Annotated in this window: 15 protein-coding genes; 8 read left to right on the forward strand and 7 right to left on the reverse strand. The window is 68.5% G+C overall.

The features are described 5' to 3' along the window. The first annotated feature begins 35 nt into the window (after window positions 1–35). Together AB4850_RS23135 and AB4850_RS23140 are read left to right on the forward strand one after the other, a co-directional pair. Complete coding sequence (locus AB4850_RS23135; protein ID WP_414445306.1) at window positions 36–785, forward strand: SDR family oxidoreductase; 750 nt, start codon at window positions 36–38, stop codon at window positions 783–785. 219 nt (window positions 786–1,004) lie between these two features. Beyond that, on the forward strand, window positions 1,005–2,540 hold the full coding sequence (locus AB4850_RS23140) for an MFS transporter (protein ID WP_414445591.1): 1,536 nt from the start codon (window positions 1,005–1,007) through the stop codon (window positions 2,538–2,540). Window positions 2,541–2,706: 166 nt separating this feature from the next. On the opposite strand, the gene AB4850_RS23145 is transcribed toward AB4850_RS23140, so the two are convergent. Then, a complete protein-coding gene (locus AB4850_RS23145; protein WP_414445307.1) occupies window positions 2,707–3,792 on the reverse strand; it encodes an asparaginase in 1,086 nt (361 codons plus the stop codon). A gap of 319 nt (window positions 3,793–4,111) precedes the next feature. Here AB4850_RS23145 and AB4850_RS23150 point away from each other — a divergent pair, with 319 nt between their 5' ends. Both AB4850_RS23150 and AB4850_RS23155 read left to right on the forward strand, forming a co-directional pair. Then, window positions 4,112–4,861, forward strand: coding sequence for a creatininase family protein (locus AB4850_RS23150; protein WP_414445308.1), 750 nt, complete (start codon window positions 4,112–4,114; stop codon window positions 4,859–4,861). Window positions 4,862–4,930: 69 nt separating this feature from the next. Further along, window positions 4,931–5,242, forward strand: coding sequence for a hypothetical protein (locus AB4850_RS23155; RefSeq protein ID WP_414445309.1), 312 nt, complete (start codon window positions 4,931–4,933; stop codon window positions 5,240–5,242). 7 nt (window positions 5,243–5,249) lie between these two features. Here the strand turns inward: AB4850_RS23155 and AB4850_RS23160 are convergent, their stop codons facing one another. After that, on the reverse strand, window positions 5,250–6,104 hold the full coding sequence (locus tag AB4850_RS23160; RefSeq protein WP_414445310.1) for a DUF6602 domain-containing protein: 855 nt from the start codon (window positions 6,102–6,104) through the stop codon (window positions 5,250–5,252). A 244-nt stretch (window positions 6,105–6,348) separates the two neighbouring features. On the opposite strand from AB4850_RS23160, the gene AB4850_RS23165 reads away from it, so the two are divergent. The 4 genes from AB4850_RS23165 (at window position 6,349) to AB4850_RS23180 (ending at window position 9,885) form a co-directional block, all read left to right on the forward strand. Beyond that, complete coding sequence (locus tag AB4850_RS23165) at window positions 6,349–7,299, forward strand: diacylglycerol/lipid kinase family protein (RefSeq protein WP_414445311.1); 951 nt, start codon at window positions 6,349–6,351, stop codon at window positions 7,297–7,299. A 28-nt stretch (window positions 7,300–7,327) separates the two neighbouring features. Continuing rightward, entirely contained in the window at window positions 7,328–8,134 is an 807-nt protein-coding gene (locus tag AB4850_RS23170; RefSeq protein ID WP_414445312.1) for a metallophosphoesterase family protein, read from the forward strand. 62 nt (window positions 8,135–8,196) lie between these two features. Continuing rightward, on the forward strand, window positions 8,197–8,868 hold the full coding sequence (locus AB4850_RS23175) for a TetR/AcrR family transcriptional regulator (protein WP_414445313.1): 672 nt from the start codon (window positions 8,197–8,199) through the stop codon (window positions 8,866–8,868). A gap of 30 nt (window positions 8,869–8,898) precedes the next feature. Continuing rightward, the gene (locus AB4850_RS23180) at window positions 8,899–9,885 is read left to right on the forward strand and encodes an MDR family oxidoreductase (protein ID WP_414445314.1); all 987 of its coding nucleotides are present in this window, start codon (window positions 8,899–8,901) and stop codon (window positions 9,883–9,885) included. A gap of 98 nt (window positions 9,886–9,983) precedes the next feature. On the opposite strand, the gene AB4850_RS23185 is transcribed toward AB4850_RS23180, so the two are convergent. From AB4850_RS23185 to AB4850_RS23205, 5 genes are all read right to left on the reverse strand, one after another. Then, window positions 9,984–10,901 carry an anti-sigma factor family protein gene (locus AB4850_RS23185; RefSeq protein WP_414445315.1) on the reverse strand — a complete coding sequence of 306 codons (918 nt, stop codon included), beginning with the start codon at window positions 10,899–10,901 and terminating at the stop codon, window positions 9,984–9,986. Continuing rightward, window positions 10,898–11,416, reverse strand: coding sequence for an RNA polymerase sigma factor (locus AB4850_RS23190; protein ID WP_414445316.1), 519 nt, complete (start codon window positions 11,414–11,416; stop codon window positions 10,898–10,900). The genes AB4850_RS23185 and AB4850_RS23190 overlap by 4 nt, the downstream gene beginning before the upstream one ends. A gap of 67 nt (window positions 11,417–11,483) precedes the next feature. Next, window positions 11,484–12,287, reverse strand: a complete 804-nt coding sequence (locus tag AB4850_RS23195; RefSeq protein ID WP_414445317.1) for a transcriptional regulator — start codon at window positions 12,285–12,287, stop codon at window positions 11,484–11,486. Window positions 12,288–12,461: 174 nt separating this feature from the next. Continuing rightward, window positions 12,462–14,321, reverse strand: coding sequence for a putative bifunctional diguanylate cyclase/phosphodiesterase (locus AB4850_RS23200; RefSeq protein ID WP_414445318.1), 1,860 nt, complete (start codon window positions 14,319–14,321; stop codon window positions 12,462–12,464). Window positions 14,322–14,424: 103 nt separating this feature from the next. Further along, window positions 14,425–15,171 (reverse strand): N-acetylmuramoyl-L-alanine amidase, encoded by a 747-nt coding sequence (locus AB4850_RS23205; protein WP_414445319.1) that lies wholly within the window; start codon window positions 15,169–15,171, stop codon window positions 14,425–14,427. Between the last annotated feature and the right edge of the window lie 46 nt (window positions 15,172–15,217).

Raw genomic sequence — 15,217 nt, forward strand, 5'->3', positions numbered from 1 at the left:
CCGCGCGTGCCGGGCCGCAACCTCGGGAGTCGAACATGAATGAGAAGGTCGCCCTCGTCACCGGCGCCAGTTCCGGCATCGGACGCAGCGTGGCGCTGGGCCTGCTGCAGGCGGGTTATCGCGTGGCGCTGGCCGCGCGCAAGCTCGACGCGTTGCAGGCGGTGATCGCCGAATCGGGCGCGCAGGACCGCGCGCTGGCCATCAGTTGCGACGTCGGCGACGAAGCCGCCGTGGCCCGGCTGTTCGAGACGATCGAGGCGCGCTGGGGCCGGCTCGACCTGCTGTTCAACAACGCCGGGGTGTTCACGCCGCAATGCTCGATCGAGGAGATGCCGGTGGCGCACTGGAAACAGGCCGTCGACATCAACCTGACCGGCGCCTTTCTGTGCGTGCAGGGCGCGTTTCGCCTGATGAAGCAGCAAAGCCCGCGCGGCGGCCGGATCATCAACAACGGCTCGATCTCGGCGCATGCACCGCGCCCGCAGGCCGCCGCCTACACGGCGACCAAGCATGCGATCAGCGGGCTGACCAAGGCCGCCTCGCTCGACGGCCGCGCTTACGACATCGCCTGCGGGCAGATCGACATCGGCAACGTGGTCAGCGACATGAGCAGCCTGATGGCGCAAGGCACCTTGCAGGCGGACGGCTCGCTGAAGGTCGAACCGCGCATGAGCATGGACAACGTGGTGCGCGCGGTGCTCTACATGGACAGCCTGCCGCTCGACGCCAACGTGCTGTCGATGACAGTGATGGCGAGTCACATGCCGTTCGTCGGGCGCGGCTGATCGCCGGGGCGCTTCATGACGCGGCCATGAAGCGCCGATGACCGGTCACGCATCCCGCCTCGCGCGATCGATCAACACGATCAACATTTGAAACGGTTGCGCGGGGCGGCCCGCGTCGCTATCGTGAGAGGCTTTTGCAGCACCACCCCGGCCGCCCCTCTCGTGAACGCTTCCTCCCCCGCTTCTCCCGCCCTGAGCTTCCGCGACGCGCTGCTCGCGATGCTCGGCATCGGCCTCGTCAACATGCTGGTGGCGCTCGACCAGACGGTGGTCAGCACCGCGTTGCCGTCGATCGTCGCCGATCTGCACGGCTTCGAGTACTACGCGTGGATCGCCAGCGCCTACCTGCTCGCCTCGGTGGTGACGGTGCCGATCTTCGGCCGGCTCGGCGATTACTTCGGGCGCAAGCGCTTCGTGGTGGCCGCGGTGGTGGTGTTCACGCTGGCCTCGGTGCTGTGCGCCGCCGCCATCGACATGCGGATGCTGGCCGTGGCGCGCGCGCTGCAAGGCGTGGGCGGCGGCATGATGGTGGGCACCGCGTTCGCGTCGATCCCCGACCTGTTCCCCGACCCGCGCGAGCGGGTGCGCTGGCAAGTGGTGCTGGCCGCCACCTACGGCATCGGCACGGCCGCCGGGCCGTCGCTGGGCGGCTGGCTCAGTCAGCATTTCGGCTGGCGCTCGACGTTCCTGATCAACGTGCCGGTGGGCGCGCTCGCGCTGTATTTCATCGGGCGGCACCTGCCGATGATCGTGCGCCCGCGCGAAGGCAAGGTCCGCATCGATTACACCGGCGCGCTGCTGGTGGCGATCACGCTCGGCTGCCTGCAATTCCTGATCGAGGCGCTGCCGGTGCATGGGATCGGCGCGGGCACGCTGTCGCTGGCGGCGGTGGTGGTGCTCGCGTTCGTCGCGTTTCTGGTGTGCGAGCGGCGTGCCACGCACCCGATCGTGCCGCTCGATCTGTTTCGCGATCCTCAGCTTGTCACGCTGTTCCTGCTGTCGACGCTGGCCGGCTTCGTGATGTTCTCGCTGATCTTCTTCGCGCCGCTGCTGCTCCAGGGCGGCTTCGGCCTCGATCCGCAAACGGCCGGCCTGCTGGCCACGCCGATCGCCGCCTGCATCGCGCTCGGCAGCCTGATCAACATCCGCATCGTCACGCACCTGAAGAAGCCCACGCTGATCCTGTCGATCGGCTTCGGGCTGCTCGCCGCCGCCTCGGCCACGCTCGCGCTGACCGGCGCGCTGACGCCACGGCTGATCCTCGAAGTGGCGATGGGCGCGATCGGCATCGGGCTCGGCTTCATCCTCAACAACCTGAACATCTTCAGCCAGGAGATCGCCGGGCGCGAGCGCTTCGGCATCACCACCGCACTGCTGCAATCCACGCGGATGGTGGGCGGCATGCTCGGCACCAGCATCCTCGCGACGATCGTGCAGCACCGCTATGCGGCCGGCGTGGGCGAGGCGCTCAGCGTGCTCGGCCCGGACACCGCCGCGCGCTGGCTCGCGCAACTGGCCGACCCGCGCGTGCTGGTCGATCCGGGCGTGGGCGAGGCGCTGCTGGCCAAGCTCCACGCAGCCGGGCTGGACGGCGGCGCGCTGCTCGAAGCCGCGCGGCGCACGATGGTGCAGTCGATCCACATCGGCATCGCGCTGGCCGGTTGCGCGGCCGTGGCCGCCGCGTGGCTGGTGCGCCGCATCGCGCATATCCGCTTCAGCAAGGCGCCGACGGCGGCCACGCAAAGCGCCGAGTAGTTCGGAACCATCGGCGCTGCGGGCCGTCGTGCCCGCTTCAGTAAGATACCGATCGCGACCACGCAAGGCGCCGAGTAGTTTGGAACGATCGGCGCTTCGGGCTGCCGTGCTTCGGTGTAGCTTCGGTGTAGCTTCGGTGTAGCTTCGGTGTAGCTTCGGTGTAGCTTCAGTTCCGCGCCAGTTCGAACGGGAACGTCGTGCGGCCGGTTTCCACGCCCTTCGTGTTGCGCATCGGCGGGCGATGGAATGCGGCCAGCGCCGCGCGCTGTTCGGCCGTGCCGATCGCGAGCCTGTCGAGCACCTCGCAGACGATCATCGCCAGCACCCCCACGTTGCCGTCCTCCACCTTGACCGACACGCCGATCGCGCCCGCCGCGCCGAGCCTGCGCGTGGCGTCCGAGGCGCGAATCCCCACCCCGTAGCAGCCGTCCGCGCCGAGCTTGCCGACCAGTTGGCCATCGAACGCCTGCATCAGTTGCGTGCAGAAGCGCCCTTCGCCCGCAACCAGCTCGGGATGGCGCGTCATCGCGTGATAGAGCCGCGCCAGTGCAGCGCGGCGCGCGGATGCTTCGGCATCCTCAACGCCCTCGCCGGCTTCGGCACGATCGGCCGCGTCGGCCAGCTTCATGTAGATCCGCGCGAGGCGATCGAGCGCGAACGCCGGCGTCGGCAGGTTGCAACCGTCCACGCCCCAGGCCACGGCGTCGTCGGGCAGGTCGCACACCTCGGCCATGGTGCGCTTCACGCGCACCTGCATCGGATGCGTGTCGAGGTGGTAATCGGCCAGCGCCGCGCCGATCGCGCGCGCGCCGGCCAGCATCCCGGCGTGCTTGCCCGAGCAGTTGCTGCACACCGCGCGCGGTTCGATGCCGCGCCGGACCCAGTCGCGCCAGACGGCGTCGGAGATCGGCGTGTGCGGGCCGCAGCGCAGGTCGTCCTCGTTCGCGCCGAGCTTGGCCAGCATCGCCTGGGCGCGCTCGACGTGGCGCGGTTCGCTGCTGTGCGAGGCGCACATCAGCGCGAGATCGGCCTCGTCGAAACCGAAGCGCTCCAGCGCCCCGGTTTCGAGCACGGCCAGCGCCTGCGCCGGCTTGGCCGCCGAACGGGCCAGCGTGATGCGCAGCGGGTCGCCGTGGCCGGCGAGCAGCCGGCCTTCGGTGTCGACCACGGCGATGTGGGCACGGTGAGCGTTTTCCAGCGCGTCGCCGCGCCAGGTGATGACGGCGGGGGACGCTGCGGCGGCGTGGGTCATGGGAGGTCTCCGGACGAAGGGGGCTTGCGGTTCAGCGGCGGCACGATGGGCGACGGCCGGCGGCTCGTCGGGCAGTGTAGCGGCTTGCCGCGCATGGCGGGGGGCTGCCCTGGCCTTTCTCGACGCCGCTGCCTGGCCGCGTTTCCGGCAGGCAAGGTTCCGCTCGCCGGGGCGTTAGTTGTGAGTTTTCCGCGATGCTGGGACGATAGCGTCCAGGGATGCGGCGACCTGTGCCGCATCCTCGCGATGACAACCGATCCCCCCGCGCACCTCCGGCCCGCAGTCGCGCGAGCCGTGCGCACTGCCAATGGAATTCACCATGCTTCTGCACCTGTCGACCTGGTCCGAAATCGAGGATTACCTGAAACGCAGCCGCACCGTGGTCGTGCCGATCGGCTCGAACGAGCAGCATGGCCCCACCGGCCTGCTCGGCACCGACTGGCTCTGCCCCGAGATCATCGCGCACGAGGCGCAGACCTCCGCCGACATCCTGGTCGCGCCCACCTTCAACATCGGCATGGCGCAGCATCACCTCGGCTTTCCCGGCACGATTTCGCTGCGCCCGAGCACGTTCATCGCCGCGATCGGCGACTGGGTCCATTCGCTGGCCGGGCACGGCTTCGAGAAGATCCTGTTCCTGAACGGACACGGCGGCAACGTCGCGTCGATCGAGGCCGCGTTCTCGGAGATCTACGCGCAGGCCAGTTTCGCGCGCCGCCGTTGCGGGTTCGCGCTGAAGCTGCGCAACTGGTGGGACCTGGACGGCGTATCCGAGATCGCGCATCGGCAATTCCCGACCGGCCACGGCGTGCATGCCACGCCGTCGGAGATCGCCGTGACGCAGTGGGCGCTGCCGCACACCATCAAGCAGGCCGACTATTCGCCCGAGATCGCGCCGATGGGGCCGATCCGCGAGGCGCTGGATTTCCGCGCGCGCTTCCCGGACGGGCGGATGGGTTCGAACCCGAAGCTGGCGTCGCAGGAGAAAGGCGGCGAGCTGGTGGTGCACGCCGCGCGGAGCCTGGTGGCGGAAGTGGCCGCGTTCGCGGCCGAGGTGGTGCCGGGGTGAGGGGTGCGGCGTGGTTCGGATGGTGTGGTATGCGAACGATAACAGTTCGGGCACTTCCACGATTGGTATTTGGACACCGTCACCGTTGGACCCAACGAACCACGCACGCTGACGCTCGGTCTGTATCTCGGCAACAGGCGCGCAACCCTCACCTTCGAAGGGGTGACCTGCGTTTGCCTCGAAAACTGGGGCTTGCTGAATATCGTGTACTCGATCCGGCTGCTGCGGCCGGACGACGAACGGTTCGCACAGGCGCGCACCGTCCTGGCAAGGGGAGAACGCCTTACCGATCGACGCGCGGCAAGTCTGGTCTATTTGTACGCCACCCTCGGCGCGGAAATCGCGATCGAGCTTGATTCGATCAGGATCGATCCTGCGTGACCGGCATTCAAATTTTCTTCGGAGCCGGCATGGTCGAGAATTCAAGACTCCCCCCAATGGCCGGCATATACGTGTCAATCAACGCCAATTGCCCGACGACATCGATCAGACACAGAAACATGGATGCCAATGCAATTCCGGCTCCCCCTGCGCAAGCATAGTTGAACAAGCGCCCGCCAATGCGACCAGGCTCTTGATCAAACGCCCCCGGAAATCTGAAGCGAAACGAATCCATGGCAATAAATCCACGCCCGAGCACAAAAACCCCGTCGAGACTCGACGACACATGATCGTATCGTTTCAACTCGTTGGCGCCATCAAAATACATCTCCCGCAAAGGCAAGCTCGGAGATTGCAGTTGATTGGACTCGTACGCCCTTTGCATCCATCCCAACACGGTCTTCATATGCACCGGGCCATCATAGGCAATTAAAAACCGCCTTGGTGCAGGCCGCCTCGTTTCCTTCGCATGCAGCTTCCAGCGATAATTCAACTCCGCTGCCGCACGAGCCGATTTCAAATATTCCTCTTCGTTCAGCGTGCTTTTCACCTCGATCGTACAAAAAACGGATTCGATCAAAAATGAATCCACATCCTTGCTGAGTGCCAGCTTGGGAAAACGAGTATCGTAAATCACCGCATCCCATTGACGATCGATATGGTCATGGGGGCGAGTTGCCGAAATAATTTCTCCCGTGCCGATCCCGATCGACGCACCAAGATGCCCTCGCAGAAACTCGCGAACAAATGTCTCACGCCCTCCGCCCATGATGGTCGTATTATCGACCAGCTTCAATCGCTGACTATCGGCGATAAGTGAATTTTCGAGCGCGGCCAAGTGTTCAAGGAGTCTCGATGCCATTTATTTTCTCTGAAATCAAAACAAGACCAATATAAAATCATGATCACGAAGAGTTGGTCAAGCAATCAAAAAGACCGAAAATTTCCGATCTTCACATCATCGATTCGATAACAAAAATAAAATCGAATCATCGATGGGCAATCCAATACTCGATAGAGATCGCCACTCGCTACACAATTCCCTCAACCTCGCCCACCTCGATTGAAATAGAATCGTAAGCTTCACTCCCACCGAGCGCCCTTCGATGACGACGCCCCCGGACCCCGCCCCCTACCTCTTCATCCTCAACACCGGCTCCGGCCGCACCCGCGAGGCCGAAACCCTCACCGCCCAGCTCGACGCCGCGTTCGCCCAGGCAAACCGCCATTACGAACTCCTGACCGTCACCGACCCCTCGCAACTGGCCGACACCGCCGCCCGCGCGGCGCGGCGCGTCGGCAGCGGCGTGCTGGTGGGCGTGGGCGGCGACGGCACGCTGCGCACGGTGGCGCGCGCCGCCTACGACGCGGGCTGCCGGTTCGGCGTGCTGCCGCGCGGCACCTTCAACTACTTCAGCCGCGATCACGGCATCCCGGCCGACGCGGAACGCGCGATCGCGCTGCTGCTCGCCGCGCGCGAACACCCGGTGCAGGTCGGCTTCGTCAACGACACACTGTTCCTCGTCAACGCCAGCCTCGGCCTCTACCCGCGCCTGCTCGAACAGCGCGAGCAATACAAACGCCAGTTCGGCCGCAGCCGGCTGGTCGCGCTCGGCTCGGCGATCTTCACGCTGCTGCGCCCGCACCGCCTGCTGCGGCTGCGCGTCGAGCACGAAGGCACGGTGCGCGAGCTGCGCACCACCACGCTGTTCGTCGCGAACAACCGCCTCCAGCTCGAACAGGTCGGCGCGGCCGAAGCGCCGCTGCTCGCGCAGGGCATGCTGGTGGCGATGGCGCCGCTCGCGCACGGCCGGCTCGCACAAATCCTGCTGTCGCTGCGCGGCGCAATCAGCCGGATACGCGATGCGGGCGACATGATCGGCTTCGGTTTCGAGCGCTTCACGGTCGATCGCGCGTCGCGCCGGCGCCGCTCGATCAAGGTCGCAACCGACGGCGAGATCGCCCGGCTCGCGCTGCCGCTGGTGTTTCGCGTCGGCGAACAGCCGCTGCGCCTGCTCAAGCCCGAGCCGGATGAAGCCGAACGCGAACGCAAATGACCGCCCCCAAGCCGGCGATAATCCCCCGATGACCACCCTGCTCCAGATTTCCGATCCCCACTTCGGCGCGGAACGGCCCGCCGCGGTCGAGGCGCTGGTGCGGCTCGCCGCGCAGTTGCAGCCAGCACTGGTCGTGATGTCGGGCGACCTGACGCAGCGCGCGCGCCGCGGCCAGTTCGACGCGGCGCGCGCGTTCGTCGCGCGGCTCGCCCCGCTGCCGGTGCTGGCGATTCCGGGCAATCACGACCTCCCGCTGTTCGATCTGGTCTCGCGCTGGCGGCGGCCGTACGCGAACTACCGGCGCGCGTTCGGCGCGGCGCTGGAGCCGGAATTCGACACGCCCGCGCTGCTGGTGCTCGGCGTCAACACCACGCGCGCGGCCCGGCATGCGGCGGGCGAGATCTCGGCGGCACAGGTCGACCGCGTGGCGCGGCGGCTCGAACGCGCGGGGCCGGCGCAATTGCGCGTGGCGGTGGTCCATCAGCCGATCGTCGCCGCCGATCCGACCAACCGGCACGACCTGCTGCACGGCCGCGACGCCGCGCTGCGGCGCTGGGCCGACGCCGGCATCGATCTGGTGCTCGGCGGCCACACGCATCTGCCCGGCATCTGGCCGGTCGCCGCGCTGGCGCGCCCGGTCTATGGCGTGCAAGGCGGCACGGCCGTGTCGCGCCGGCTGCGCGACGGCGTGCCGAATTCGGTCAATCGCATCGACTATCTGGCCAGCCCGGGCGGCCCGCGCCGCGCGATCGTCACGCGCTACGACTACGACCCCGCCCACCCGGACTTCATTGCGCAGCCCGCGCAAACGCTCGAACTGGCCCCCGGACGCTGATCCAAGCAGCACTAACTGCTTCCGTTTGCATTTTTATAGACGATCAGTCTAAAATCGGCCGCATGACAAATTCGACCGATTCCGCCCTCAAGCCGCGCCGCGGCCGTCCCCCGAAAAACCCGCAAGCGCACGCCGACACGCGCGGCGTGCTGATCCGCGCCGGCATGGAATTGCTGACGGAGCAAGGCTTCTCGGCCACCGGCCTGGATACGGTGCTCAAGCGCGTCGGCATTCCGAAGGGCTCGTTCTATCACTACTTCGAGAGCAAGGAAGCGTTCGGCCGCGAGCTGATGACGGCCTACGACGCCTACTTCGCGGCCCGGCTCGACCGCTGGCTGCTCGACCACACCCGCCCGGCGCTTACACGGCTGGCCGATTTCGTCGAGGACGCCAAGGCCGGCATGGCGCGTCACGATTTCACGCGCGGCTGCCTGATCGGCAATCTCGGGCTGGAGGTGGGCGCGCTGCCGGAGGGCTTCCGCGAAGCGCTCGAAACGATCTTCACGCGCTGGCAGGCGCGCGTGGCGCACTGCCTGCGCGACGCGCAGCGCGAACACACGCTCGCCGCCGACGCGAACCCCGATGCGCTGGCAGAGTTTTTCTGGATCGGCTGGGAAGGCGCGGTGCTGCGCGCCCGGCTGGTGCGCAACGCCACGCCGCTCGACACCTTCTTCAGTGGGTTCCTGGCCGTGCTGCCTCAGCGGCAGCCGGCCGGCGCCCGCCCCCGTCCGTGACCGGACCCACTTTCCGCTGAGAGACACACGATGTTCCACTGCCTTCTGATCGAACAGGACGCCAACGGCGCCAGCCACACCCGGCTCGACACGCTCGACGAGGCGCGCTTGCCCGAGGGCGACGTGCTGGTCGATGTCGAATACAGCACGCTCAACTACAAGGACGGCCTGGCAATCACCGGCAAAAGCCCGGTGGTGCGGCGCTTTCCGATGGTGCCGGGGATCGATTTCGCCGGCACCGTGCGCGAGAGCGCGCATCCGACATACCGGCCCGGCGACGCGGTGGTGCTGAACGGCTGGGGCGTGGGCGAGCAGCATTGGGGCGGCCTGGCGCAACGCGCGCGCGTCAACGGCGACTGGCTGATTCCGCTGCCGCAGGGGCTGACGGCGCGGCAGGCGATGGCGGCGGGCACGGCCGGCTACACGGCGTCGCTGTGCGTGCTCGCGCTGGAACGTCACGGCATCGGCCCGCAACGGGGCGACGTGCTGGTGACGGGCGCGAGCGGCGGGGTCGGCAGCTTCGCGATCGCGTTGCTGGCGCGACGCGGCTATCGCGTGGTGGCCTCCACCGGCAAGACGCAGGAAACCGATTATCTGACCGGGCTCGGCGCGGCCGAGGTGATCGATCGCGCCACGCTGTCGGAGCCGGGCAAGCCGCTGCAGAAGGAGCGCTGGGGCGCGGCGGTCGATTCGGTCGGCGGCGCGACGCTGGCGAACGTGTGCGCCTCGCTGCGCGCCGACGGCGCGGTGGCCGCCTGCGGCCTGGCGCAGGACATGTCGCTGCCGGCCACGGTCGCGCCGTTCATCCTGCGCGGCGTGAGCCTGCTCGGCATCAACAGCGTGACGCGCCCCTACGCCGAACGCGAAGCGGCCTGGCGCATGCTGGCCGACACGCTCGACCTGACCCAGCTCGACACCATCACGCGCGAAATCGGCCTGGCCGAGGCGATCGGCGCGGGCGCGGACCTGCTGGCCGGCAAGGTGCGCGGCCGGCTGGTGGTCGACGTGAATCGCTGATACGTAAAGTCGCTACGTCAACGGCGACGCGGCGCGATTCGATTCACATCGCACCGCGCCGCGTCGACCGACCTCCGCCTTTGTCTTTGCCTGCGTGTTTACTTCGTCACCGGTTGCGGCCCGCCGCTGGCGGTCAACTGCTCGTACACCTCGTGCGACAGATCGAGCAGCGCCTGGCGATCCATGCCGCCCGACACCGCATAGCCGAACCGGCCATCCACCCAATAGAACACGTTCACCGGGCCGCTCTGATAGAGCTTGAACGCCGTCACGTCCGAGGCCAGCTTGCGGTGCGAGATGTTCAGCGTGATCCGCTCGCCGAGCGTGTTGTGATACATGAACTGCGCGATCGGGCCGTCGTCGCCGGGCAGCAGGCGGCCGCCCATCAGCTCGTAGCCGGCGCGCGTCAGGATCGGCGGACGCACGTCGGTGCCGAGCCGGCTCGACAGCCATTGCACCAGCTCCTGCTCGCGATCGGCGCCCACCTCGACAGGCCGCGTCACCATCGGCGCATAGGTGACATAGGCGATCGCCGACTGACGCGCCAGCGCTTCGCCGCCATACGACGCGCGCAGGATCGAACCGCCGCCGCCATCCGCACTGCCGGCCACATCGCGGCCGACCGGGCTCAACATGCCGCCCGCACCGATCCCGATGCCGATCACGAGCGCGGCGGCGAGGCCCGCGAAGCGCTTCCAGTTCGCGGCCGGACGCGCCGCGCCGGCCACCGGTGCAAGCGCGGGTGCGGCCACGGGCGCCGCATCGCGCGGCATCTCGACCGCTTCCGGTGCGAGATCCTCGGGCGGCAACAGGCGCGCCGGCAGCGGCTCGTCGAGCACGCGGTCGTAGCGCTCGTGCAGCATCGAATTGATCGAGAAGTAATCGCCGATGCGCTCAGCCAGGCCGGCATCGGTTTCGAGCAACTGGTCGATCTGGGCGCGGCGCGCTTCGCCGAGCGTGCCGTCCACGTAAGCGTGCAGTTCCGATTCGGTGATCGGCGTGATGGCTTCGTTCATCGCACCACCTTCAGGTTTGCGCTGGATTGGGTTCCGGACATCAGGGTGCGCAGGCGTTCGCGGCCGCGCGAGAGCCGCGACATCACGGTGCCGAGCGGAATGCCGAGCGACAGCGCCACTTCCGCGTAGCTCAGTTCCTCCAGGCCCACCAGCAGCACCACCTGGCGCTGGTCGAGCGGCAAGCGCTGCAGCGCGTAATCGAGGTCGCGCACTTCGAGCGAGCGCGTGGGCGCGCCGGGCACGGCGAGCGCGGCCTCGGGCAGCGCCTCGTCGTCCACCGACACATGCTCGGCGCGCGCGCCGGGCCGTCGGGCCTGGTTCGCGAACACGTTGTGCATGATCGTAAACAGCCAGGCGCGCAGGTCGGTGCCGGCCTGGAACTGCTCGGTATGGCGCAGCGCGCGTTCGAGCGTGTCCTGCACGAGATCGTCGGCAAGCTCGCGGTTGTGGATCAGCGCACGCGCATAACGGCGCAGGCGCGGCACATGGTCGATCAGTTCGTCTCGGATGGTCATGACATCAAGGTCGGCTCATGGGCGGACGGTCGGAAAAGGGAAACATGCATGCGGTCGTACCTCGGATTCAATCGCCGGCCAGCAGGTCGGCGGCCTTCATCAGGCCGTGCGTGCGCGCCTCGCCGGCGATCACGATATGTTGCCCGGCGCCCGATGTCCATTCGAGCAAACGCACCGCGCCGAGCCGGCGTGCCTGCCAGCGCCCGCCGCGCTCGGGCGTGCCCGGCGAAACCAGCACCAGCGGCTCGCCCAGCGCATTGCGATAGACGAACGCATGAGCGCGCGCGAACGGCCAGAGCGCCAGCGGCCGGGCATCGGCCAGCCGGAAACCGACCGCGCCGAGGTTGGGCGCGGGGTTCGACAACGCATCGTCGGGCCGGGCCGGCGCGGCAGCAATATCGTGCGCTTTCAATGCGGTCACCGCGGTCAATTCGTCGTAGGCGGCGGTATCGAGCCGTTGCGCGGCGGCGCGCTCGAACGCCGGCAGGCCGACCGCCACGAAGCAGGCCGCCAAGCCGGCGGCCACCGCCAGCGCAACCGCCACGGCCGCCACGCGGCCGCCGCGGGACAAGGCCGCCCACCCGCGCCGCAGGCCGCGCGGCCGATCGGGCTGCAACGCCGCGCCGGCCAGCTCCGCCGCCCGCAACGCGTCACCGCCCCACGCCGGTTCGGCCCCCTCGATCGCGAGTTGCGCCGGAAAATGCGAGCGCATCTGCGCGTTGACCCGCGCATAGAACGCCACGCGGCGCGCCTCGGCCGGCTGCCGCGCCAGGTAGGCCAGCACGCTCGGCGCGCGCTCGGCGGCAAGCAGGCCATCGGCATAGGCCTGGACGTCCTGCTCGGTCGGAATCGGTTCGGGTGCGGGTTTCATGGCTGGGCGAGTCGGATCATTCTCGGGGTACACACGGCGAACACCGCACGCACCCGCTTATTCCCTGCCCGATGAAAAATATTTTCGGGTGCCGGATCGTGCCCCCGACGCTCGCCTGCTCAAAAAAGAAAGGAAACCGAAAGAGTGCAAGGCGAGGTGGCCCGCCGCCCCGTTTTACATGCCGATCAGCGTGCGCAGCGAGGCGATCGAATGCGGCCGGGCGTACCAGAAGCCCTGCGCCTCGTCGCAACCGAGCGCCAGCAACTGGTTGGCCTGCTCGATGGTTTCCACGCCCTCGGCCGTCACGCGCATCTTCAGCGCATGCGCCATCGCGATGATGGCTGCCACCAGTTCGGCGCTGCGCGCGTCGCTCGGCAGCGGCGCGACGAACGCGCGGTCGATCTTCACGCGATTGACCGGAAAGCGTGTGAGGTAGGACAGGCTCGAATAGCCGGTGCCGAAATCGTCGACGGCGATTTCCACGCCGAGTTGCCGGATCGACGAAACGGTGTCGAGCGCGGCCTCGGTGTCGCCGAACAGCACGCCCTCGGTAATTTCCACTTCCAGGTTGTGCGGCGCGAGCCCGCTGTCATCGAGCGCCTGCTCGATGATGCCGAGCAGGTTGCCGCGCCGGAACTGCTGCGGCGAGACGTTCACGCACACGCGCGGCGCGTCGTCGCGATCGCGGTGCAGGCGGCCGATTTCCCGGCAGGCGGTGCGGATCGCCCATTCGCCGATCCGGTCGATCAGGCCGCTTTCCTCGGCGATCGGGATGAATTCGTTCGGGCTGATGTCGCCCGAGCGCGGATGCCGCCAGCGCAGCAGCGCCTCGACCTGCGCGATGTGCCCGGTTTCGAGCGTGACCTGCGGCTGATAGGCGAGCCAGAACTGTTGCCGGTCGATGCCGCGCGAGAGCGCCGCCTCGAGTTCGAAGCGGCGCGTGGCCCGCACTTCCAGCGCGCTGGAGAACGGCACGGCCACGCCGTCGCCATCCTCGATCGCCGACGACAGCGCCACGTTCGCGCGGCGCAGCAGCGTATCGGTGTCTTCGCCGTGCTCGGGATAGGCCGCGATGCCGGCGCTGGCCGACACGTGCAGCGCCGCGCCGGCGAACTCGATCGACTCGCCGGCGCAGCCCACGATGGTATCGACCAGCCGGCGCACCGACGGCGCAGGCTCGTCGCACAGCATCGCGAACTTGCCGTCGCCCATGCTGGCCACGCCGTACAGATGCGGCACCTTGGTGCGCAGCCGCTCGCCGGTCACGCGCACGGCCAGCTCCACGCCGGGCAGCCCGAGCGCGTTGCGAATGGTGTTGAGGCCGCCGATTTCGAGCAGCACGATGCTGAAGCAGCCGTCGGTGGCGCGCGCCCGGGCGATCCGCAGGTCGAGCCGTTCGGCGAACAGCTTGCGGTTCGGCAGGCGCGTGGTGTCGTCGTAGTTGGCGGCGTACCAAAGCTCGCCGCCCGACGGCGGTTCGTTGTTGGCACGGCTGATGAACACCACCCAGGCGTCGGTCCCGATGGCGTTCGCGCCGTTCGCCTCGGCCCGAGGCGCGCCATCCGCGCCGGACAGGTCGATGCCGCCGGCCAGTTGCGCCGCCGCGCCGCGCCGGGCCGCATGCCGCGCGTTGCCCGCTTCGGCCGCGTAGAGCGGCGACAGCACGAGGCGCACCGGCAGGCCGTCGCCGGTCGGACGCTGCAGCAGCCAGATCTCGCTGCCGCGCGCGAGCGCGTCCATGCTGGGCGCGGACCATGCGTCGCCGGGCGCGGCCAGCATCGATTGCAGGCGCAACGCGGTGCCGGGCACGCCGGCACGGCGGCCGGTCAAGCGCTCGAACGCGGCGTTGGACCAGGTCAGCGTGCCGTCGGACGCACACAGGCACACGGGCTGGGCGGCCTGCGAAATCGCGCGTTCGATGCGCGTCGCGTCGGCGTGGCGCGGCGAATCGTCGATCGGGTCGTCGATCGGGTCGTCGATCGATTCGTCGAGCGCGGCGAGCGGTTCGGTCAGGCGCGGCTCCGGTCGTTGCATGGCGAGAGGTCGGTCAGGGAAAGGCGGCGACGGGATCCGTCGCCGCAAGCTTCAGATAGTAAGCGAATCGGGTGTATGCGCTCGGAAAAATCGATGGCCCGCGTCACGCGGCGCCGGCTTGCGTGCAGGCTTCGATGCCGGCCGCGATGGCGCCACCGATGCGACGAATCGTTTCCGGTTGCGCAAGCCGCCGCTCCTCGTCGGGATTGACGATCACGCCGGCCTCGATCAGCAGCGCCGGCATGGGCGCGGTATGCAGCACCATCAGGTCGTCGAAGCGGTGGATGCCGAGCCGGCGATCGAGCAGCGGGCGATTCTCGCCGTGGATCGGTTCCGCGTGATAGAGCGACGGCGTCTCGCCGGCCGCCAGCATGCGCTCGCCCACCGCCTTCGCGCAGCGCAGGCTCTGCGCGTAATGCGGATTGCGCTCGGACACGAAGATCGCGTAGCCGTGGAAATCGCGCTGGCGGCCCGCATCGAGATATTGCTGCTGGACCGAATCGTGATGGATCGATATGAACAGGTTCGCGTCGGGGTGCTGCGTGGCACGCGCGGCCAGCGCGATCTCGCGGCCGTCGGCCGAGGTGCGAAACACGCGATCACCCTGCGCGGCCAGGTCGGCCGCGACCGCCGCCGACAGGTCGAGGTTGTAGCGGTATTCGACGCGGCCGCTGGCGCCGGTCGCGCCCGGATGCAGGGGCGTGTGGCCGGTGTCGACGACGATGGCCGGCGCGGCGGCCGGTGACGTTGCCGGCGAAGCGGCGTGAACGGCGGGCGCGGAGAGCACGGCGCTCGCCAGCGCGCAGGCCAGCGCTGCCGTGCACCGGAAGAAACGTGTGGTCGATGTCATCGTGGTGATAGCGGGTGCCGCGGCAACGCGCGGGCCGGCGCGGCGC

It is taken from the genome of Burkholderia sp. 22PA0106 (assembly GCF_047497155.1).
In the GTDB taxonomy this organism is placed as follows: Bacteria; Pseudomonadota; Gammaproteobacteria; order Burkholderiales; family Burkholderiaceae; genus Burkholderia.

Bases quoted from the DNA above. Each gene is read 5' to 3' on its own strand.
- AB4850_RS23135 (WP_414445306.1), top strand. From the start codon at position 36: ATGAATGAGAAGGTCGCCCTCGTCACCGGCGCCAGTTCCGGCATCGGA.
- AB4850_RS23140 (WP_414445591.1), top strand. From the start codon at position 1,005: ATGCTCGGCATCGGCCTCGTCAACATGCTGGTGGCGCTCGACCAGACG.
- AB4850_RS23145 (WP_414445307.1), bottom strand. From the start codon at position 3,792: ATGACCCACGCCGCCGCAGCGTCCCCCGCCGTCATCACCTGGCGCGGC.
- AB4850_RS23150 (WP_414445308.1), top strand. From the start codon at position 4,112: ATGCTTCTGCACCTGTCGACCTGGTCCGAAATCGAGGATTACCTGAAA.
- AB4850_RS23160 (WP_414445310.1), bottom strand. From the start codon at position 6,104: ATGGCATCGAGACTCCTTGAACACTTGGCCGCGCTCGAAAATTCACTT.
- AB4850_RS23165 (WP_414445311.1), top strand. From the start codon at position 6,349: ATGACGACGCCCCCGGACCCCGCCCCCTACCTCTTCATCCTCAACACC.
- AB4850_RS23170 (WP_414445312.1), top strand. From the start codon at position 7,328: ATGACCACCCTGCTCCAGATTTCCGATCCCCACTTCGGCGCGGAACGG.
- AB4850_RS23175 (WP_414445313.1), top strand. From the start codon at position 8,197: ATGACAAATTCGACCGATTCCGCCCTCAAGCCGCGCCGCGGCCGTCCC.
- AB4850_RS23180 (WP_414445314.1), top strand. From the start codon at position 8,899: ATGTTCCACTGCCTTCTGATCGAACAGGACGCCAACGGCGCCAGCCAC.
- AB4850_RS23185 (WP_414445315.1), bottom strand. From the start codon at position 10,901: ATGAACGAAGCCATCACGCCGATCACCGAATCGGAACTGCACGCTTAC.
- AB4850_RS23190 (WP_414445316.1), bottom strand. From the start codon at position 11,416: ATGACCATCCGAGACGAACTGATCGACCATGTGCCGCGCCTGCGCCGT.
- AB4850_RS23195 (WP_414445317.1), bottom strand. From the start codon at position 12,287: ATGAAACCCGCACCCGAACCGATTCCGACCGAGCAGGACGTCCAGGCC.
- AB4850_RS23200 (WP_414445318.1), bottom strand. From the start codon at position 14,321: ATGCAACGACCGGAGCCGCGCCTGACCGAACCGCTCGCCGCGCTCGAC.
- AB4850_RS23205 (WP_414445319.1), bottom strand. From the start codon at position 15,171: ATGACATCGACCACACGTTTCTTCCGGTGCACGGCAGCGCTGGCCTGC.